The organism is Acidobacteriota bacterium (assembly GCA_003225175.1).
GTDB lineage: Bacteria > Acidobacteriota > Terriglobia > Terriglobales > Acidobacteriaceae > Gp1-AA112.
This window is the reverse complement of record QIBA01000034.1, coordinates 65,144-86,747: the sequence shown is the minus strand read 5'-3', so window position 1 is coordinate 86,747 and position 21,604 is coordinate 65,144. Positions and strand designations below refer to the sequence as shown.

The 21,604-nt window shown below is 53.5% G+C and carries 14 protein-coding genes; 6 read left to right on the top strand and 8 right to left on the bottom strand.

The window, feature by feature from the left end; genetic code table 11:
- Positions 1 to 581: 581 nt before the first annotated feature.
- Positions 582 to 3,326 (top strand): glucosidase, encoded by a 2,745-nt coding sequence (locus DMG62_05625; GenBank protein PYY24027.1) that lies wholly within the window; start codon positions 582 to 584, stop codon positions 3,324 to 3,326.
- Positions 3,327 to 3,858: 532 nt separating this feature from the next.
- Here DMG62_05625 and ppk2 read toward each other — a convergent pair.
- The 8 genes from ppk2 to DMG62_05585 all read right to left on the bottom strand — a co-directional run bounded on the left by ppk2 (position 3,859) and on the right by DMG62_05585 (position 13,737).
- Positions 3,859 to 4,713, bottom strand: a complete 855-nt coding sequence (gene ppk2 / locus DMG62_05620) for a polyphosphate kinase 2 (GenBank protein ID PYY24026.1) — start codon at positions 4,711 to 4,713, stop codon at positions 3,859 to 3,861.
- A gap of 224 nt (positions 4,714 to 4,937) precedes the next feature.
- Positions 4,938 to 6,665, bottom strand: coding sequence for a hypothetical protein (locus DMG62_05615; GenBank protein PYY23928.1), 1,728 nt, complete (start codon positions 6,663 to 6,665; stop codon positions 4,938 to 4,940).
- A gap of 503 nt (positions 6,666 to 7,168) precedes the next feature.
- On the bottom strand, positions 7,169 to 8,161 hold the full coding sequence (locus tag DMG62_05610; GenBank protein ID PYY24025.1) for a DUF2950 domain-containing protein: 993 nt from the start codon (positions 8,159 to 8,161) through the stop codon (positions 7,169 to 7,171).
- 33 nt (positions 8,162 to 8,194) lie between these two features.
- Positions 8,195 to 9,430 (bottom strand): DUF3300 domain-containing protein, encoded by a 1,236-nt coding sequence (locus tag DMG62_05605; GenBank protein PYY24024.1) that lies wholly within the window; start codon positions 9,428 to 9,430, stop codon positions 8,195 to 8,197.
- Positions 9,431 to 9,524: 94 nt separating this feature from the next.
- Positions 9,525 to 10,478: a hypothetical protein gene (locus DMG62_05600; GenBank protein PYY23927.1), complete on the bottom strand. Its 954-nt coding sequence runs from the start codon at positions 10,476 to 10,478 to the stop codon at positions 9,525 to 9,527.
- A gap of 98 nt (positions 10,479 to 10,576) precedes the next feature.
- Positions 10,577 to 11,248, bottom strand: a complete 672-nt coding sequence (locus DMG62_05595) for a DNA-binding response regulator (GenBank protein ID PYY24023.1) — start codon at positions 11,246 to 11,248, stop codon at positions 10,577 to 10,579.
- Between the two features lie 423 nt (positions 11,249 to 11,671).
- Complete coding sequence (locus DMG62_05590; protein PYY23926.1) at positions 11,672 to 12,385, bottom strand: DNA-binding response regulator; 714 nt, start codon at positions 12,383 to 12,385, stop codon at positions 11,672 to 11,674.
- A gap of 299 nt (positions 12,386 to 12,684) precedes the next feature.
- The gene (locus tag DMG62_05585; protein ID PYY23925.1) at positions 12,685 to 13,737 is read right to left on the bottom strand and encodes a VWA domain-containing protein; all 1,053 of its coding nucleotides are present in this window, start codon (positions 13,735 to 13,737) and stop codon (positions 12,685 to 12,687) included.
- Between the two features lie 285 nt (positions 13,738 to 14,022).
- Between DMG62_05585 and DMG62_05580 the strand changes: the two genes are divergently transcribed.
- The 5 genes from DMG62_05580 to DMG62_05560 all read left to right on the top strand — a co-directional run bounded on the left by DMG62_05580 (position 14,023) and on the right by DMG62_05560 (position 21,596).
- Positions 14,023 to 14,664, top strand: a complete 642-nt coding sequence (locus DMG62_05580; GenBank protein ID PYY23924.1) for a class D sortase — start codon at positions 14,023 to 14,025, stop codon at positions 14,662 to 14,664.
- Between the two features lie 11 nt (positions 14,665 to 14,675).
- A complete protein-coding gene (locus DMG62_05575) occupies positions 14,676 to 15,440 on the top strand; it encodes a hypothetical protein (GenBank protein ID PYY23923.1) in 765 nt (254 codons plus the stop codon).
- Positions 15,441 to 15,765: 325 nt separating this feature from the next.
- Positions 15,766 to 17,010, top strand: a complete 1,245-nt coding sequence (locus DMG62_05570) for an efflux transporter periplasmic adaptor subunit (protein PYY23922.1) — start codon at positions 15,766 to 15,768, stop codon at positions 17,008 to 17,010.
- Between the two features lie 2 nt (positions 17,011 to 17,012).
- The gene (locus DMG62_05565) at positions 17,013 to 20,186 is read left to right on the top strand and encodes a hydrophobe/amphiphile efflux-1 family RND transporter (GenBank protein PYY23921.1); all 3,174 of its coding nucleotides are present in this window, start codon (positions 17,013 to 17,015) and stop codon (positions 20,184 to 20,186) included.
- A 3-nt stretch (positions 20,187 to 20,189) separates the two neighbouring features.
- Complete coding sequence (locus DMG62_05560; GenBank protein PYY24022.1) at positions 20,190 to 21,596, top strand: transporter; 1,407 nt, start codon at positions 20,190 to 20,192, stop codon at positions 21,594 to 21,596.
- Positions 21,597 to 21,604: the final 8 nt, after the last annotated feature.

The following is a 21,604-nucleotide window of genomic DNA, read 5'->3' as shown; positions in this document are numbered from 1 at the left end:
ACGAAATGCTGCTCCATGCCCCAGTCGTTTCGGAACTGTTAATTGCAACAGAATGAAAATCAACTTTCCTTGTGTTCGTTCAGCAAAGCCTGTGATTGATTGCGCTTGTGTCTTGCCTGTGAGCATTGACAGTACGGCATTCTTGACAGCACCTCGAGAAGCAGCTTGTGTGTGATTCTTAGTTGAAATTCAAGCATACGGGAGGCACACATGATTCGCACCGAGATGACGCGATCTTCCGAACCTGTAGCGCGCAAAGCTTGCACGCTTTGGCGCTGCCTCCTCTGCGACTCATTGGTCTGGATCGATTCAGACGTTTGTTTTAGTACAGCAACCTGTCCTCTATGCCGATCTATCGATCTCCACTTCTGCGGTCGTTCCGACAGCATGTCCGAGGATTCGTTCGATAACGCCTGAGGGCCCGCTGTAAATCCTGACAGTTCAGCGATGCAAGCTCTTGATTTTTAATGGGCTTGGATCCGACGCTTAGAGCTTCGCAGCGCCAGCGAGTTGCCAATGCAGTCATCTATGGACTTCGTCTGCCTGCCGACTCAGTTCGTCCCCAAACAGGAACTTACTCAATGAACCCGATACAAAAAATACCGATTGAATACACGGAAACAACGGAGCAAAAGCGGCTCAACCATGCACGTGAGAACGGGGTGCCCTGGAAAAAGTGGGGACCTTACCTCAGCGAGCGCCAGTGGGGCACGGTGCGTGAGGACTACAGTAACGACGGCAATGCCTGGGACTACCTCACTCATGATCAGGCGCGTTCTCGCGCATATCGGTGGGGAGAAGATGGAATTGCCGGGATCTCAGACGATAAACAACAACTGTGCTTTGCCGTTGCTCTTTGGAATGGACGCGATCCCATTCTGAAAGAACGCTTGTTCGGCTTGTCTAACAGTGAAGGTAATCACGGCGAGGACGTTAAGGAATACTATTTTTATCTCGACAGCACGCCAACGCACTCTTATATGAAGTACCTCTATAAGTATCCGCAGCAGGAATTTCCTTACCGCGACTTAGTCGAAACGAATCGTCGCCGATCTCGCGAAGAGTTGGAATACGAACTGCTGGACACAGGTATCTTTGATGACGATCGTTACTTTGATGTTTTCGTTGAATACGCGAAAGAGAGTCCCGAGGATTTGGCTATCCGTATTTCGGTGCACAACCGGGGACCGGAAGATGCAGATATCTACGTAGTTCCGACGCTCTGGTTTCGCAATACCTGGTCATGGGAGGAGGGTACCAATAGACCTTCGCTGCGCCAACTGAATGGCGGAGGAAAGATTTTTGCGGCGCATGCCCAGCTTGGCGATCGAGTCCTACACTGTGAGGGAAACCCTGAGCTGCTGTTTACAGAAAATGAATCCAACGCCGTACGGTTGTGGGGCGGATCAAATGCGTCACCGTATGTCAAAGACGGATTTCATGAGTACTTGATCTCCGGTAAGAGAGAAGCGGTAAATCCGGGCAAGTTCGGCACGAAAGCGGCGGCAGTGTACGCTCTTCGCGTACCAAAAGGGGAAAGTGAGGTCGTCCGGCTAAGGTTGAGCGCTAAGGTAGGTCTCGACGCCATTAGCAGAGTTGATCAGATCTTCGCGGCGCGCATCGCCGATGCGAATGAATTCTACGATCGAATCACCCCACGTTCCTTGAGCAAGGAGGAACGCCTCATCCATCGCCAGGCTTTGGCTGGAATGATGTGGAGTAAGCAGTACTACCACTTTGATCTCGATAGATGGCTAGCCGAACACGAAGCCCATCCCTTAATGGGAGAAAATCATCGCAACGTCCGGAACCGCGACTGGTTCCACATGTTGAACAGCGACATTATCTCTATGCCCGACAAGTGGGAGTATCCGTGGTATGCGGCATGGGATCTCGCCTTTCACACGCTTGCGCTCTCAATGGTAGATTTCGACTTCGCAAAGGAGCAGATGCTGTTGATGTTGCGCACGCTTTATTCGCACCCCAACGGGCAGCTTCCCGCTTACGAGTGGAACTTCAGCGACGTGAATCCTCCGGTACATGCCTGGGCAACATTGTTCCTTTTTAACATCGAAAAGGACCTCGGCCGGGCAGACGTACGCTTCCTGGAACGCTCGTTCCAGGGTCTGATGCTGAATTTCAATTGGTGGATCAACCGAAAAGATCCAGAGGGCAAAAACGTCTTTGCCGGAGGGTTCCTGGGATTGGATAATATCGGAGTCTTCGACCGCAGTGCTCCACTGCCGTCAGGCGGGCACCTCGATCAGGCGGACGGCACCGCATGGATGGCGTTTTATTGTCAGAACATGTTGGAAATCGCGCTCATCCTGATGGATCACGACCCGATGTACGAGGATGTTGCTTTCAGATTTCTGGAGCACTTCCTCTGGATTACATATGCCATGGATCGAATTGGAGCGAGCCATGACGAGATGTGGGACACCACCGAGGGCTTCTTTTACGACGTGCTTCACCTGCCGAATGGGGAATCCATGCGGCTCAAGGTCCGGTCCATGGTCGGATTGCTTCCCCTATGCGCTTCCACGGTGCTCGAACCAAGCGGAGCACTGGCGCGCCATCCACGGTTGGTTGAACTGATTGACATCTTCAAGAAGCGCCATCCCGAACTGCTCAAACATGTTGCCCCTGCCGATGATAAGTTTGTGGGATACGCGGACCGCCGGTTAATTGCGGTCTGCAACAAGCAAAAGATGGAACGCGTTCTGTCGTACCTTCTCGACGAAAACGAGTTCTTCGGTCCGTATGGCATCCGCTCGCTCTCGCGCTACCACGAGAAGAATCCGTTCGTGTTTCATCTAAATGGGCATGAGTACAAGGTCGGATACCTGCCTGCGGAATCGAACAACGGCATGTTCGGCGGCAACTCCAATTGGCGCGGGCCGGTATGGATGCCGGTAAATGCCCTACTGATCCGAGCGCTGCTAAATCTGTATCAATTCTACGGCGAGGACTTCAAAGTTGAGTGCCCTACCGGGTCCGGAACATACATGACGTTATTTGAGGTTGCTCACGAGATCATACACCGACTCTCAAATATCTTTCTTCCTGATGCCAGCGGTAAACGTCCTCTCTATGGCGGCACAAAGAAGTTTCAAGAGGACCCATACTGGAAGGATTACATACTGTTCTACGAGTACTTTCACGGGGATAATGGCGCGGGCCTTGGCGCCAGTCATCAAACCGGCTGGACGGGGATTATAGCTCGGATGCTCGATGTGTCCGCTCGGCTAAGTGCCGCCGATTGGCTCCATACCTCCAAGGGCGAACTGAGCGCTCGGCTGACACGCGAACTGGTTGCAGGATAAGTTGCTTTGGACTCTGACCCGCAGTTTCGAGGCTGCGGGTGTCTTTTGTGGAGATAATAGAACCTTGAATAAGGCCTGACGCTAACGCGCTTTCAGCCCGAGCTTCTAGCCGTCCTTTTTCGATAAATTGCGCAACTGCGGAATTGATCCCTGGAAAAATCGTCTTTCGCTCACGGTGTCCAGAAATCCGCGCGATCAAAGAGATCCATGACGGGATCGGCTACTCGCGCAAAGTGAAGTTCTATTTCCCGATTCATTCAATTCATTGTTTAACTGAATCAGCATCTCGAGGCTAGTCACGTCTGTTCCGGGCAGGCCTCGAAATTTGAGTAGAACGGCTGGAGACTATTTCATAGCGGAGCTAGTACCCTCCAACCCAAAATGGCCACAGCCACGCCGCAGTCCCGAGAGCAACAACATACAGAATTCCCACACTGACAAGCGCTACTCCCGCCACAATGGACGATTGCGAGGATCGTTCGTTCAGCCGTGATTCGCAAGCTTCTGCGATCGCATCTGCTTTCGTCATTACTTAGTATCTCTCGGATATAAAACGATAAGGCCAATCGAGCGGTTCATACCCGTTTGGCTTTTGCCGCTTTGGAAGTGTGACCTTGGCATGCGGAATTTGCTTCCACGGCACCATAGTAAGGAGGTGATTGATGCAATTCAGTCGAGAACGCCGCTTATTGTCGCTTTGCACAACGTACCAGGGCGACTCCGGCGTGTCAGTCGCCGCAAACATCCCATCCCGAGCACGCGAGTAGTCGTACCAGCGACGATGTGACTCAAGATCCATCGGACTGAGTTTCCACTGCCTCATTGGATCTTCGATTCGCCTGAGGAACCTTTTGTGCTGCTCTCTTTCGCTGACCTCAAACCAATATTTGATGACTATGATGCTGTTGTTTTTGAGAAGGGCTTCAAAGGGTGGGCACATTCTTAAAAAGTCATCGTATTGCTTGTCGGTGCAAAACCCCATCACGTGCTCTACCAGAACGCGGTTGTACCAGCTGCGGTCGAAGAGGACAACCTCGCCGGCGGCCGGCATCTCTTTGATGTATCGCTGCGCATACAGCTGCGACCTCTCGCGTTCAGTTGGCGCAGGCAGCGCGACATGTCGGAAGACGCGTGGGCTAACGCGCTCCATGATGCGATGAATCACTCCGCCTTTGCCGGCGGCATCACGGCCTTCGAAAACTACTACAACCTTAGCGCCAGTGGACTTTACCCAGTCCTGCATCTCGACCAGTTTGGTTTGAAGCTTGTGGAGCTCCTGCTCGTACTTGGTTCTTTTTAACTTAGCCGTCTGGTGGTCATGCTTGTGACCATTGCTTCGATCTTTGAGGGGTATAACTGCAGAGGACAGCGCATAGTCGAGATTCATGAAACTAGTGTTGCAATTCGCGCCATCGCCAGAAACTGGCATTTCTGGCAGTTGGTCGTGCTCAGGCGTTGGAAGGGTTCTCTGGAGATGAAACAAGTAGATGAACGCAGAGCAGATCTTTTGCTGAAGTCCCCCGCTACCGGCCCCCGCAAAACGATACCGCGGGGGCCTATGGGGCTTGCGCATACTGCTGGTTGACAGGCGCAAGTAAATCGGTCGGTTACCTATCGAAGTGCTGCCGCTGTTGCTTGCTTTCTTGCCTTTCTAATTACCGTAGGAGCAAGTGCTTTGAGTTGGTCTTCGTCGAGCAGAGTAGTATTGTCGCCGGTGAATGCGCCACCTGCGGGCACCCAGTACAGGATCGCGTTCTTTCCTTCTCCGTCGCCCTTGCGAACTTCAATGCGTGACGCGTCGATTTCCTGGCCTCCTTCACCAGCAGTGAGGTAACTCTTTGCATTGAACGCGCGCAGACCGCCAAGCTGTGACGTCTTGGCTTCTTCGCTCGCGTCAGCAAAGCTGACGATAACAAGCTTGCCATCTGGTTCACGCTTCAACTTGAGGGCAGCGTCATCCAGGGCGGCCTTGCATGCGTTGTCCACACGCCCAGGCTTCTTCCCATTTGAGAAGTCGCATTTGCCAACTTCACTCTGAGCCACAACTGGAGGAGGAGGTGGCGGCGGTGGCGCCTGCACATCGACAGAAGCCAGACAGCTTGAACTCAGGCCGCGTGCATCGGTGACGCCCACATTTACATCAAGCTTGCCGGGCTGCACGCCGGATGTGTCCAAAGTAGCAACGGATGCCCACTCGCCTGCTGTTGCGCCGGCGCTGGTCTGTCCTTCTTGCACCGATCCTGCACTCGCGGAAAACTTTCGCGACTGAATGGGACGACCATCGGGAGTACTGCCCTGAACGTTGATGGTGATTGGCGTTGCCGCACCGGCAACAATACTGCTCGGCGATGCGGAACAGCTCACTACGGGTGGACGCGGTTGCCTCACGGTGAAGGCCACATTGCAGGAAGCGATATTGTTCTGTTTCTGTTTTGGATCAGTCACTCTCGATGTGACCTGGTACGTCCCAGGTTCCGCACCGGCAACGTCGATCTTCGCGGAAGACCCATCGCCAACCACCTTGCCGCCAGTGCTTTCCCACTGATAGGTAAGCGGGTGCTTCGGATTAAAGTCGGCCGTCTCTACCGATACTCCAAGCGGTGGATCATCTGCAAGAGCCTCTAAGTCATGTCCAACACAAGAAGCTGAGGGCACGCCAGGATTCGGAAGGCCGAAGTTGAAATTGAGCCCTCCTAAATAACGAAAGTTGTTCTGATTAGCATTGGATTGCGTAAAGAAGTTCCCGAATCGGGTCAACAAGTAGTCAACCTCAACGGCTCGGAGCGACACTCTGCGATTGATTGGGAAATCAAGTCCGCCGCCGAGCGTCATAGCCCATCCATTGTTTGAAGGTGAACCCGAGACGCCAGTGCATGCTCCTACCACTGGCTGACAGAGCGTCTTAAAGGCATTGCCGTAAACATTACTGTGTGCTGCGCCGGCCAAAGCGTCCACTAAGAGCTGCACGTGCTGGCCGCGAAATTTGAGTTGCGGCCCGAACAAATATGTGAACAGGTTGCCTGAGACCGATCCGTTTGCTCCCGATGGAAGCGCTGCAGTGGCAGGAATATTGAATGTGTTGGTGAAGCCGTTGTACCCCTGAAGATCCATCTTGACGCCAAAATTCTTGGCAAAATTATAAACGAATGCTCCGCCGCCGCCATTCATACTGTGATTCGTAGTAAATTGCTGGGCCGGCGCGAAATGAAGATAGGAGTAGTCCAGGGCGAGCTCTGCCTTTGGATACTCTTGAGCGATCCCGACAATGCCTGTGAGAAGCATCGCTCCGAGCACAAGAAGACTCTTCTTAATAGCAGCTGTCGTTTTGATTCTGAGCATGGAATACTCTCCTACAGCTGGCATCACGGGGCTAGTAAAGAATGTCAGCTTGGTTTTGCAATTGAGAGTCTCAGATAAGGTGAGTGGAATGAATACTGACAAGAGTAACAGCGATTATCCGGTCGCCGCCGAGCGCTGTAACTTGTCCTAGTCGCTATGTTTGATAACATTTTCTAGAGTGACCGAACGGCTGTAACAATAGTGCTCAGCGGCATATTGTTCAGCTACGGCGGGGCCGCCGCGAGCGGCCTCGTCGGCCATTCAGCAGCCCACCCAGAAAGAACTGATGATCCGTAGAGGTACAGGAAGAGAAAAGACCGACAGCGTCAGCGGTCCCAGGACTTGCTGGGCCACACAAATTATCGACAGTGATTGCAGATTCTCGCTGACGTGCTCGGAGTAGCATTTCTATCCAAGCCCGCGCAGGAGCGCGCGAAGATCATGCCAAGCGATCATCTCAACAGAGCTTTACTTAGTAGCCAACCCGATTGCCAGGGACTGATTTAATTCGTTGTTTTAGCTACTTGAGTTCCCGTCGCAGACTTCGGCCATTGATCGTCGGTTGGTCGCCACGACTTATCGGGATCATATAAATCCATCTGCTTGGCGATTTGAAGCGAATCAGGACCCATGTCCTTTTGATATATCGTGCCATCTTGATTGACTATGAATGTCTGCACGCCCGTCACTCGGTATTCAGCCGGCACGGCAACCAATGCGAATCCACCGATCATTACTCCTTGAATAACATAGTCGAGCCGACTTAGTGGTGCTGCTGGGCCTTGTCCCTTAAGAATCTTGAAGTAGTAACCGTGGTATGGGCCCTTGGAGGTGTACCCCTCCTGGATTGCGCGCGCTACTGCCTCACCGATCGGGCCTCCGGAGCTGCCGTCTTCGTTTTTCCAGTACAGGCCATCCTGTTTACCTGGAGAGCTGATGATCTTCTGGGCGTACTGATTGATGTCATCGTGGGCCTGAGCAGCGTATTGATGTTGAGCCTCGACGTAACCGTGACAGACTTGGATTGCGTCCAACTCGTTTGCGCCAACACGCCTGCGAAGGACCTCATCATGGCCTTCCTTGGCATCGAAGTACCACGCTCCATTCTTCTTGGCTAGAGGGATCGGCAACGGCCAAGCGTCATTACCGAGTAAAAGAGTGGCCTGATTTCGGTTTTTCTTGTCGATGGTCACCACATTCTTTTCTTTTGCCTTGGCAGCAAATGCGCTCGCAGCATTCTTATCGCGAACGGGATCGGCGGAAGAAACAAGGTCCTCCCCATCGGGACCGAAAATTGCCAGCAACGCGGGTACGTCATACGATGCTGCCGCTTGGATGAGAGCGTCCACGGCAACCTGAGGCGTAGCAAACGACTTCTGCTGAATGGGCCCGGTAGCTTGTTCTTGAGGTTTAGCGCACAGCGTTGCAGCGCCTAGGCAAAACAGTGAACATATTAGGAGCCTGTATGTGACGACATTCGACATTTTCATTTTCATTCTCATGTGCTTAGACTAATCACTTGACACTGTTTACCTTCTCCGACCACCGCCGCCTCTGCTGCCACCGCCTCCACTTCTACTTCCACCGCCGAAGCTAGAAGCGCCGCGCTGGCTGCTGGCCCGTGCCGAACTACCGCTCATGCCTCCCCCCGAGCCTCCGAAGGCACCCGACGCGCGAGAGCCCGAAGAGGGAGAAACACTTCGATTACCGACGCGATCACCACCCGAACCACCGCTTCTGCTTCCGCGGTCCATGGTCCCCGCCGACGCACCCCGGTCACCGCCACCTCTGAAACTGTTCTGGGCGCCACGGTCCACAGTGCCGGCCTGCGTACGACCACTTGACCGTTGAACATTCTGGCGTGCGTTTGCTTGACGAGTCGCTGCAGAAGATCCTCGAGTAGTGCCGTTATATCTTGAAGCAACTTGGCCGTTCGAGTACGGAGCACCCCCGCGATGTTGCGGGTTGTGCTGCCATGTATTGCCATTCCCCCGATTAACGCTCTGCCGGTTGTAATTGCGATTGGAGTTGTTTACGAAGTTATTGCTGCGATTGACATAAACGTTGTTGTTCCCTCCCCATCCAGCATTCCAGCCGCAACAGCCTCCCCAAGCTGCTCCCATCGCCATACCAACACCGAATGAAATCGCCATTCCCGCTGCGTAGTACCCCGGAGGTGGATACGCGATTGGAGGATACGGATATGCAGGTGTGCCATAAACAACCGTGGGATTGTAGCTAGGCACGTAGACTACTTCGGGAGAAGATGGCTGTATTACGACAACACTTTTACTCTCGATAACCTTCGTCTCTACCTTTTGCTGCTCGTTGGACTTTAGATTGCCGTTATCTTTGGCTTTTACGCGCATTCGTTGAACTGCGTCCATAACGTCGCTTTGTTGTGCCAGAAACGCATTGCCCAAGTCGGTGGTCCACTTGATATTTTCAGAAAGCTGTTTGACTAGATCGGGAAACGCCGCCATGGCCTGAACGCTCGCATCCCAATCTTGTTTTTGCACCGCATCAACGAGAGCTTTGTCTTTAAGATTCTTGTTTTTTCCCAACCACTGTTGAAGTTGAATGATTTCGAGCGGATAAGTAGAGCACGCCAGAGTCTGAGCCAGCAGTGGATCAGGATAGAGAGCGATAGGAGCAACTAAAGAATCAAGTTGTTCATTTGAGATCTTAGCTTGTTCCTGCCCGTTCTCCTGGGCGCGTAGCGAGGTGTCTCCCGGGACCATTAACATTACGCAGACTAAGGTCATCAACTTGCGTATGATTTGCTGTGCTACTTTCATTTCGCTTCTCCTATTCGAGCTCCTCTACCCATCTTTGGGCTGAATGGAGTCCGGCCTTTGGTTAAGCTCGCCTGAGCGTGAGCGAATGAGTTAACTTGAAACTCAAAGCTGCTTCCGCTGGTAGATCAATGTCTCTCTTGCCGGTTGTCGCAGCGCCAATAGTGCCTGCCGCTGCGCCAGTGAGAGCGCCAATCGCCGCTCCCTTTCCACCACCCGCTAACCCTCCAATTGCGGCACCCACGCCGGTGCCTCCAGCAATGACCCCCGCCGTTCGCTTGCCCTTGCCAGTTGAGGTCTGAGCCACTTCTTCGGCTTGAACGTTATAGGGATGGCCATTGATCGTGACAGACTGCAGTGCCAGCCTCAAGACGGCTCCTCCCTTAAAGCGCCCGGCTTTCTTAGCTTCCTTCACGATTCCGGTGATTTCCGATCCGGCTGGAATGACTACTTCTCCATCGACGGTGATAGCAGTCATAAGGGACCCTGTGAACACCCCGCCAGTTTGACTCGTCTTACTTCCCAAGGCGTGATTCGTGCGAATTGTCAGCGTTGTTCCGGCAGGCACGACGAGTGGCTTAGGCGGAGGCGGCGGTGGGGGGGGCGCGATCTCTGGCGCAGGCGCTGCACTGCCGGAGGAGGAAGCTAACTGTGTTGATTCTGAAGTTGCTGTAGAAGTAAGTTCGACCGAAGTCTGATCGTCAACGTTGACAACCCCAGGCTCGTGCTTCGCAATGCTCTCAAGTTGCTCTCGCGCAGCCTGAGTTTTCACTTTACCGGTAAGGGTTACTCTTCCTTTATCCGAATTAACGTAGAGCTCCGACCCTTGCGCAATGGGATCGGCCGAAGCTTTGCCCTGAATCTCCTGCGCGATTTTGTCGTCGTTAGGTTTGCTGGAACACGCCACCAGCAGGCCACCAATGATGACCAAGTAAAGCGATGGTATTCGTGCGCGCATGGGGTTCCTCCCGGGTGACATGTATCGAGGAGCGAAGTGTGTGCAACTCGCCGATTTCATCTGATTAGACCAGGAGAACCAACTGGCAGAAATAGCAGCGAGCGGCAGCGACGCATTCTGGAAAAGGATTCAGGAAGAATCGCTGGTAGCGCGAGATGTTATCCGGGAATGATAAAGTGCCGAATTGCGTACTGTATGAGCTCTGAATTTGTGTTGAGGCGGAGAGTCGCCATGATCCTGTATTTGTGGAACGCGACCGTGCGCGTTGTGAGATTTAATACGCTGGCCGCTTCTTTCATCGAACGACCTTCGGCGAGAAGCTGCAACACTTCGCGCTGCCGCGGGGTGAGAGATTTGCTTCCGTAATCACGTTTGTGGCTTCTTAAAAATTCCGATAGCGCATCTTTCGTGACCTGAGGGGAAATGTATAGGCGACCGTTCAAAGCCTCTTTGACCGCGATGATCAATTCGGGGATGGCTGAGGTTTTGAGGAGATAAGCAGAGGCTCCACGGCGAAAAGCCTCAGCCGCAAGCTCCGGATCAGGGATCATTGTCACGTATACAAGCTTCACTTCGGGGTTTGCCAGCTTGGCTTGCTCCCCGGCATCGAGACCATTTAGAGACTGCATGGCAATGTCGCTAACGATTACATCGGGTTTCAGCACTGCATTAGCGCGAAGCAGCGCCCGCCCATCGGCGACAATTCCCACAACTTCGAACTCAGCTTCCAAGAGATTTTTGCAGGCTTCTGCCACGAGCGTGTGATCGTCGGCGAGCAGTACGCGAGGCCGCGCTGGGGCGGGCGCGGCCTTCGCGGCGTTTGTGGTCATGTTGTCCCTGTAGTCATAAGCCACAGGCTGAGGTGGGTACTGCAGGACTTGCGCGAGCGTTTTTGCAACTGGAGGCTTCACTGTGGCGGCGCGTACCTATCGATTAGGTAACTGCCCCGGCAGGCTTAGTCACGGACGGAAATGCTGGGCAGAACCGTGACAAGACCGTAAGCGTAGTCCAAGGAGAGTGACACTGGCAATCGTAACAGTAAGTTAGTGTCACTCAGATAAGCTAGTCGGTAAGTGGAAGCCTGCCTGTCGTGGCTAATACTCGAAGTACTGGGTGTGACACTCGATAACCATCGCGAGGCACGTTTCAGTCATCTGCAGGCACGGTTTGAAAAGATGATTACGCCCAACGCCATTCTCGAAGTCTGTGCGAATAGAGGCGACCGCGAAGTAAAGTCGCATGCCTCAAGGTAGCTAGGCGCTTCTTCGTTCGGATCCTGCCCGGTCGGAAGCCGCAGGTCGCACAGCCAATTTGCTCACAGATAATGGATCATTAGAGAGAATATTGTTCCTGAGAGCGAACTGCACCAACTCAGCGTTACTTCTGAAATTCAGCACGTCCATGATGCGGTACTTGTGAAATGCAACGGTGCGCGCTGTAAGAGACAAGACCGAACCGACTTCCTTCATAGTCTTTCCCTCAGCTAACAGCTGCAGGACTTCGACCTGACGCGGAGTCAATTTCTTCTCAGCCGTTTTGGGTTTATTGGAACGGATGAATGAGTCTTCGATGAGCGCTTTAATCTTAGGCGTGACGTAAGTCCCGCCTCGCAAAACCTCATGAATGCTTTTTAGCAATTCTGAAGCTGCTGAACTTTTCAACAGATAAGCCGATGCGCCTGTACGAAGTGCCTCAGCTGCGACGTCAGGATCTTCGTTCATAGTTACGTACACGAGTTTTGTTCTTCGCATCCTCTGTTTGAGTTGCTGGCCCGCAGACAAGCCATTTAACAACGGCATGCCGACGTCGACGACAACCACATCTGGCTTCAACTCCAATGCGGCTTCCAGTAAAGCGCGGCCATCGCTTACGGTGGCGATAACATGGTATTGGGGCTCAAGCAGATGTCGAAATGCTTCGGCGATCATCATATGATCGTCCGCGAGCAACACAGTCGGTTTATTCATAATCTCTACCTCCGTAGGGAATTGGGACCGGAGGCTGGGAAGCGTAACACGAAAAACGGCTGCCACAGCGAAGAATGTCTGTTAATTGAAGCAGAGCGATCTTAACAGTAGGGCGCTAAAAACAAATGCTGTCAGTTTGGACAGGGAGAAGAGTTGGTCTGCGGCCTTCGAGTCCCTATACGAAACGCGACAGACAACACATTTGGTATGAGTTCCAAGCCTTCCAAGCTGTCAATCCGAATTGAAAAAACTCACCCTCGAAGTCTGTTCCCGACGAAGTGTTCTGGGAAAAGTAGAACCTATCGGCTTGAGTATTGCTTCCTATACTGCAGGTGCACGGCGACTGAATCTGTGGATTTCGCCATCCGCACCTTAATTCTGTGCGATTTCCCAGTGTGGGAACGCTCGGTCGGATGGTACCCGAGTACATACTGGTTCCTGAGTTCCGTACTGATTGCTGCGGCCGCACCGGCAATATTGTCGCTGTATCCCAGAGAGACTGTGCGTCCACCAGTTACGTCGGTAATCCCAGACAAAAGGCGATTTCCTAACTTTTCTTCGATCGTGCGGAACACAGGCAGGGCATCGACAGGGCGAATCGCGTAGACAGTTACGTCCGATTCTTCGGCAAGAGCCTTAATTTCTCGAAAGTTGAATCGACTATCGTTCTCTCCGCCGTCGGAAATGATCAAAATGGCTCTTCGCGCATAGCGCGCGGATCGCAATTTGTTCAAAGCAAAATAGATCGAATCGAGTAGAGCGGTATAACCAGCAGGTTGTACGAGGGCGAGTTGCGATTGGATGTCGCCGATCCCCTGCGCGGAGTCTGCGAGCAGTAAAGGTGAGCTGGAGACACCAACTGCGAAATATTCGTCTTCAGGGTTTGCGTTCTGGAAGAATTTTTCCAACGCCTCGCGTTCCACAGAGACCCTATTAACCATGCTATTGCTGATATCCAAGACCAAAGCCATCGAGAGGGCGTCATCGTCCAAGGAAAAGAAGTGAATTTTCTGCTTTTCTCCGTCATCGAGGAGTTCAAAGCTGTCCTTGGTGAGACCAGTGACTGGGCGGTTGAGCGTATCTGTAACGACGACCGGCACTAGAACCACGTCGACGTCAACGCGAAGGCGTTCCGGTCGAAGCTTTAAATGGTTAGTGGAGCCCAGGGGGCGGCCGGTGTCCGTCGCGCGCTCAGAAGCTTCCATCGTGCCGGGCCGCGGCACCACGTGCACCTCATCTTCAGACTGCGCGCTAGCCGAAGCGGTAAACGCTAAGGCAGCACCCAGGCAGGCTGACAAAATGTACAGACGGGTATTAAGGATGCTTTGTAGGCAGGGGCCAGCTTCGATCATAGGCGCTCCGGCGTCAATAATCTCAGCGGCATCTACACGTTAGCAGACTCTGCCTCGCAAAATCAAACGCAATTGCGCTAGGCGGCAAAATCGACGCGACAGAGCGTTCGATGGCGAAACTGACAGATCTGATGCCAGCGGGGAAATGCCTTGTTGCGCCACTCATTAATTCAAGCCTGAGTGTCCAGACGTAGCTGCTTAGAGCCTGCCAACCCGCAAATCGCCTCGTCGCTGTCAGCTTTGACAGTTCTACTCACGCCTACGGTTGCCTACATTGCGCGTGGAATGAAACCAAGCTTTTGGCTGGATCGATTGCTGTTGCTTGTCGGCGTTGCGTTATTGGCCGTCTATGTCGGAATCCGTGTTGACGGCTTCATTCATTCGCGCGCACATCAGCGCGGGTCCTCCGTTAACTTCAGCCTGTGGTCTCCGAAACGAATTGAGGAATACCAACAGGCATTATTGTCGGATTCCAGAGCGCCTGTGGCCCTATTGCGAATTCCGAAAATTGGGCTGGAAGTACCTGTTTTGGAGGGAACAGATGAGGTGACATTGAATCGAGGAGTCGGGCACATCGTGGGAACAGCGCGTCCGCTCGAATCCGGCAACATCGGGATCGCAGGACATCGCGACGGATTCTTTCGCGGGCTGAAAGACATTATGCCGGGGGACCTTGTCGAGCTCGAAAGCGGCGATGCGCACGCGTCCTATGCTGTGGATGAGATTGAAATCGTTTTACCAAGTGACAGTTCAGTGCTTCAGCCGCGCAGTAAATCCGCAATAACGCTGGTTACTTGCTATCCCTTTTATTTCGTCGGAAGCGCGCCAAATCGCTTCATCGTACACGCTTCACTTACGCAGGGTATTCCGGCCACAACTGCCCAGGCAGCATCTGAAGCTCCCGCCGTGAGCAACGAGAACAACTAGGAGAAAAATCAATGAAATCGTCATGGAAGACCTCTCTGGGCCGCTTAATCGTTGCGACTGGGATATTTCTGGCATTCACGATTGCGACGAGGGCCCAAGTTAAAACAACCACAAGTACAACGGAAGGAACATCGACCAAGGAATTTAAAGTGGACCGTGCCGTAGTCGAGCACGTCTCTGGCAATGACGTGTGGGTGAAGATGGAAGACGGGCAAGTCCGCCACATCGGACATGTTGCAGAGAATGCCAGGATCTCAGTCGATGGCAGAGAAGTCGGAGTTCATGAGCTCAAGCCCGGAATGAAACTTGAGCGCACAATCGCCACGACGACAACCCCGCGGACGGTCACTACGGTGCAAACCGTCACCGGCAAAGTATGGCATGTGACCCCGCCGAAGACCGTCATTCTTACTATGGAAAACGGAGAGAATCAGCAGTTCACAGTGCCCGATGGTCAGGTATTCAAGATTAACGGAGAAGAAAAGGACGTGTGGCACCTCAAGAAGGGCATGACTGTCTCTGCGACGAAAGTTACTGAAGCTCCCGAAACGGTTGTCGAACATCAGAGAGAGGTAACGGGAACTATGCCGCCTCCGCCGCCACCGTTGCCGAGCGATGCGCCCGTTTTGATTGCTCGCGTAGAAGTTTCTCACGGGCCGAGCACAGTGACCTTGCCGGCCGAATTGCCAAAAACCGGCAGTCCCGTGCCGCTCATCGGTTTGCTTGGCCTGTTATTCTCTGGCGCTTCAATTTGCATGCGATTTGCACGACGCTGACTACGTACTCTCTCCTCGAGCGGTTCGGCATGTCTGTTCGAGACCTCTGCCGAACCTTTTTTTAAACCATTACCTTTGAAGACAATCTCCGCGCGCCAAAAGTCTGCGGGCCGACCAAGTGATTGCTTCAGGCACTCGCAGGTGCGACAGACCTACGAAGTCACTCTGCAGGCGAGTCAATTCCTGAACAGCCTCGTCATCAATACTTCTAGTTGTGTACTGTCGATTTACGAATACTGCAACATTTACTAGTTACGTTCTGCTTGGTCGAACCGCAGAATCCCTATTCGGAGATAAGACAAGGTCATGTCTCAGCAACTGCTTCATGGCCAAGCCGCTCTCTAACCAGAAGGAGATTCTGATGCGGATCCCATCCAAGCTCCAATCTTTCTTCTTCACACACTCTTCTATCAACCTTAAGGTGCTTGTGGGTGGACTTTTGGGCCTCCTGCTTGCAGGGTGTGCTGAAAAGCAAGCAGCGGGTCCGCCGCCGCCTGATGTCCAAGTTGCGGAGGTGGAGCAACGGGATGTTCCCGTTTACGGCGAATGGGTAGCGCAACTGAACGGGCCGATTAATTCCGACATTACGCCCAAGGTGCAAGGCTACCTGCTCAGCCAGGACTATGTGAATGGATCGCTGGTTAAGAAGGGACAACTGCTGTTTCAAGTAGATCCGCGGCCTCTTCAGGCGGCGCTGGATCAGGCCAAAGCAGAAGTGGGCCGGGCCGACTCAACCATGACCAGGGCAAACAACGATGTCACACGCGATACACCATTAGCTGCCCAGAGCGCCATCCCGCAAAAACAGCTGGATGATGACGTTGCGAATGTGAATTCTGCTAAAGCAGGATTGGCGGCAGCGAAGGCGGGGCAAGAGCAGGCTGAGCTCAACCTGGGATGGACAAAGGTCTATTCGCCGGTGGACGGCATCGCCGGAGTTGCAAACTCTCAGATCGGCGACTTAGTCGGAACTACGACGAAAATGGCCACAGTTTCGCAAATCGACCCGATTTGGGCCTACTTCAACATCAGCGAAACTCTGTATCTCAGCTTCGCGCAGCAAATTTCTAAAGTGTTAACCAGGGGAAATGTTAGGACACCCGTATCTGTCGAATATTTGCAGGCGAACGACGCTCCTTATCCGTTTAAGGGAAAGATCATTTTTGTAAACCGCGAAATCACCGCGGGCACGGGAACAATTCAATTGGCGGCTGCATTCGCAAATAAGGACGCGATCCTTCGACCCGGAGGATTTGGGCGCGTGCGCGTGCAAACTACTACTGCCAAGGATGCTTTGTTGATTCCTCAGGCGGCCGTGATTGAGGTGCAATCGCAATACCAGGTCATCGTGGTCGGCTCTGACAATAAGGCCACGATCCGGCCCGTGAAAGTGGGAGATCGCGTCGGCACCAGCTGGATTGTTGCGGCGGGATTGAAGCCGGGCGAACGAGTGGTTGTCGAAGGCATTCAGAGAGTACAGACGTTCGCAGCGCAAGCGCCTCAGCTAGTAAAAGAAGGAGTTCCCGTCAGTCCGAAACCGTACGTGGTCCCCTCGGCCGAAGGCAATTAACCATGGCGAAATTTTTTATCAACCGGCCCATCGTTGCAATCGTGATTGCAATCCTGATGGTTGTGATCGGCATCGTGGCGATGCTCGGCCTGCCAACGGCGCAGTTTCCCAACATCGCCGATCCAATGATCCAGGTGAAGGCCACCTATCCAGGAGCCGACGCGCAGACGATTGCAGAGTCGGTAGCGACGCCGATTGAGCAACAGATGTCTGGCGTCACCGGCATGAATTACATGTATTCATTGAGTGCCAGTTCGGGAGGCGGAAGCAGCCTTTACGTCGACTTCCGACTGGGCACAGATGTCAACACCGACCAGATCCTGTCGCAAATGCGGACAGGACAAGCCAACTCGCAGTTGCCCAGTGAAGTGGTGCAGCAAGGCGTGATTGTGCAGCCCGGTACAACCGCCCCTTTCATGCTGCTCGATCTCTATTCGCCAAATGGTACGTACGACAATATCTTCCTGGCGAATTACGCCACCATTAATTTGCAGTATGCACTCACACGAGTTTCGGGTGTCTCGCAGGTTCAGATCTTCGGCGCCGGCCCTTACGCAATGCGCATTTGGGTGAATCCTGACCGGCTGGCCAGACTCGGAGTGACGGTCTCTGACATCACCAGCGCAGTCAAAGCGCAAAACAAAGTGAATCCGGCTGGGCAGGTTGGTGGAGAGCCGGTTCCGTCGGGCCAGCAATTTACTTACAACGTGCGAGCTCCCGGCCGGCTGCCAACAGTGGAAGAGTTTGGTGAGATCGTGGTCCGTGCTCAGCTCGACGGGTCGCTGCTGCGGTTGAAGGACGTAGCGCGAATCGAATTGGGATCACAATACTATTCCTATCTCGCGCGGTTAGGGGTGGCAGACGAACGTAAGCCAGCCCAGCCCGCTGCGCTCATCGCCTTATATCTAACTCCGGGAAGCAACGCCTTGCAGACGCGAGCCGCCGTCCTCAAGATGATGGGCGAGGCGAAAGGAAGATTTCCGCAAGGACTGAACTACATTGTTGCACTGGATACAACGCTCGCGGTAAGCGAGGGTATTCACGAAATCTACAAGACCTTAGTAGAGGCTCTGGTCCTGGTCATTGTAGTGGTCTACATCTTTCTCCAAGGGGTCAGGGCCACTCTCATTCCACTACTCGCCGTGCCGGTTTCCCTGATCGGAACCTTTGCTGTTTTCCCCATGCTGGGCTTCTCCATCAATACTTTGTCTCTTTTTGGCCTTGTGCTTGCGATTGGACTCGTAGTCGATGACGCCATTGTCGTGGTCGAGGCAGTGGAACACCATATCGAACATGGAATGTCGCCTCATGACGCGACTATCAAAGCCATGGAGGAAGTCTCTGGACCAGTGATCGCCATTGCTTTGATTCTGGCCGCAGTCTTTGTTCCTACAGCATTTGTCCCCGGCATCACGGGCCAGCTTTATAAACAGTTCGCAGTCACGATTGCCGTGTCGGTAATCTTTTCAGCTTTTAACGCGCTGACGCTCAGTCCCGCGCTCTCAGCCATGCTATTGCGTCCGAGAAAACCCGCGCGAGGTCCCCTCGGCGCTTTCTTCCGCTGGTTCAACCGTGTATTCGGGCGCACTACCGATGGGTATGTAAGTTGGTGCGCGCACCTTATTCATAAGGCTGCTTTTGCCTTTCTTCTGCTTGGCTTGCTAACCGTCGGTGCGATGTTCTTTGGCAAGAAGACTCCCAAGAGCTTTCTACCCGACGAAGATCAGGGTTACATCTACGCCGGTCTGCAATTACCCGATGCCTCCTCCCTACAGCGCTCGTCTGAAGCCGCCAAGGAAGTTGAGAAGGCGCTTATGGAGACGCCTGGAGTCGAATACGTCAGTTCCGTTATGGGATACAGCATGTTGAGCGGCGTAAACGCCACCTATAGCTCGTTCTTTTTTGTGTCGCTGAAGCCCTGGGAGGAACGCAAGACTCCGGAAACGAGTTACGACGGTATCAAGGCCCACTTGCAAAGCGTGCTCTCCAAAGTTTCCTCGGGAATTGCGTTCTCGTTTCCGCCACCCGCGATTCCTGGCGTGGGAACCTCAGGAGGAGCAACTTTCCTTCTGGAAGACCGGTCGGGGAGTGGCGTGGACTTTCTTGCAAAGAACGCGAAGCAGTTCGTGGCCGAAGCGCGCAAGCGCCCCGAATTGTCTGGAGTGATGACAACGGCTCTGTTTGGAGTGCCCCAGGTTGGCATAAAAGTTGACAACGCAAAAGCGATGACCCAGCAGATCGAACTCAGCAGCCTGTATGAAACCGTGCAGGCTTTCATGGGCGGTGCGCTGGTCAATTACTTCAATCGTTTCGGTCTGCAATGGCAGGTGTATGTCCAGGCAGATGGTGACTTTCGCGCGAAGGCGGAAAATGTTGGCAAGTTTTATGTCAGGAATGCTGCAGGGGGGATGGTTCCGCTCAGTACGCTCACGACAACGTATCCGCGCAGTGGCGCTGAGTTCATGATGCGTTACAACCTGTTCAACTGTGTACAGATCAATGCTGCAGCAGCGCCTGGCTACAGCTCGGCACAGGCCATGGCTGCGCTGGAGGATGTCTTTCGCAAGTCGATGCCAAACGAGATGGGCTTCGATTACATGGGCATGTCGTACCAGGAGCAAAAGGCGGCGCAGGGAGTTTCGCCGGCTGCGATCTTTGGGATGGCCTTCTTCGTTGTCTTTCTCATAATGGCAGCCCAATACGAGAGCTGGTCACTGCCTTTCAGTGTGCTGCTGGGGACGCCTGTCGCCGTCTTCGGGGCATTCCTGTTCCTGTGGATGCGCGGACTCGAGAACAACGTGTACGCCCAAATCGGGCTGGTCATGCTGATCGGGTTAGGTGCGAAGAATGCCATTTTGATTGTGGAGTTTGCGAAAGTGGAGTTCGACAAAGGAAAGTCTGCAGAGGAAGCGGCGCTGATCGGAGCGAAGCTGCGTCTGCGACCGATCCTAATGACGTCTTTTGCCTTCATTCTTGGCTGCGTGCCGCTATGGAAAGCCGCCGGCGCCGGAGCCATTTCGCGGCAGGTACTCGGCACTGGTGTCATAGGAGGCATGCTCGCAGCTTCAGTTCTGGCCATTTTCCTCATTCCAGTGAGCTTTGATGTGGTTGCGCGACTAGCTCACCGCAACCGCGCTAAGAAACCTGTACCTGTAATCAAAGCAGCGGCGGCCTAGATGATGAGGAGGCAGTTAAGGATGATCAGTAAGAATTGGATCGCACTGGTAATTTTCCTTGCTGGTTGCACCGTCGGCCCGAAATATAAGCGACCGCAAGTTGTAGTTCCCGATGTGTATCGCGGGGTCGCTGCTGATGCCGACAAGACCAGTCCTGCATCGCTGGGAGACGAGAAATGGTGGACGGTTTTTCAGGACGAGCAGTTGCAAGCGCTGATCCGTAGCGCGTTAGCGGAGAACTACGATGTGCGAATCGCTGCCGCGCGTGTGCTCCAGGCTCAGGCAGTGCTAGGCATCCGTCGGGCAGACCAATTTCCGACGATTGTCGGCGGTGCTGCAGCCTCTAACGACCGATTCCAACAAACCAAGAATTTCCCAGTGTTTGAAACCAGCGCTAATAGCGTGAGTCTGTCCATGGCCTGGGAACTGGATTTCTGGGGAAAGTTCCGAAAGGCAACTGAGGCTGCCCGCGCCGCATTGCTGGCTAGCGAATGGAATAAGCGAGCAGTTATGACAACCCTCGTTAGTAGTGTGGCCAGCGCGTACTTTCAACTGCGCGAGTTTGACTTGGAGATGGAGATCTCGAGGCACGCGCTGGCGTCACGGCAAGACTCACTTCGCTTGGTGAAAGTTCGCGCTTCGGGTGGTGTTACTTCAATGCTGGATGTCCGGCAGTCGGAACAATTAGTGTACGAAGCAGCAGCAATCATTCCTGATTTGGAACGACGAATCGAACAGGAAGAAAATTTTATCAGCATTCTAATCGGCAAGAACGCGGAAGCACTTCCTCGCGGGAAGACACTCTTGGAAAACACCTTCCCTCCAACAGTTCCTGCCGGCCTTCCTTCAGCACTCCTGGAGCGACGAGCCGATATCCAAGCGGCCGAAGAATCGCTGGTTGCTGCCAACGCTCGCATCGGAGTTGCAAAGGCAGCGTATTTTCCTCAGATCACGCTAACCGCCACCGCTGGATACCAGAGTTCTGCACTGACCAGTCTTTTCTCAGGCCCCGCGGGAACGTGGAGTTTCGGAGGGCAGTTAGTCCAGCCAATTTTTGAGGCGGGAAGACTTCGCTCGGGAGTGAGATTGGCGGAGGCTCAGAAAGAAGAACTCGTACTGGTTTATCAGCAATCGATCCAGCAGGCATTCCGGGAAATCTCTGATGCACTGGTTGGCTACAGAAAAGACCAGGAGTTTCGGGAACAGCAGGATTTGCTTACCCGATCGGCGCAAGATGCCACTGCTCTATCGCAATCCCGCTATCAAGGTGGCGTTACCAGCTATCTCGAGGTGTTAGATAGCGACACTCGTTTCTTTTCTGCACAGTTGACGTTGGCTCAGGCGCAACTGAATGAGCGTTTGTCCCTTGTGCAGTTATATGGAGCGTTGGGCGGAGGATGGCAACAGTAGCAGCTTTG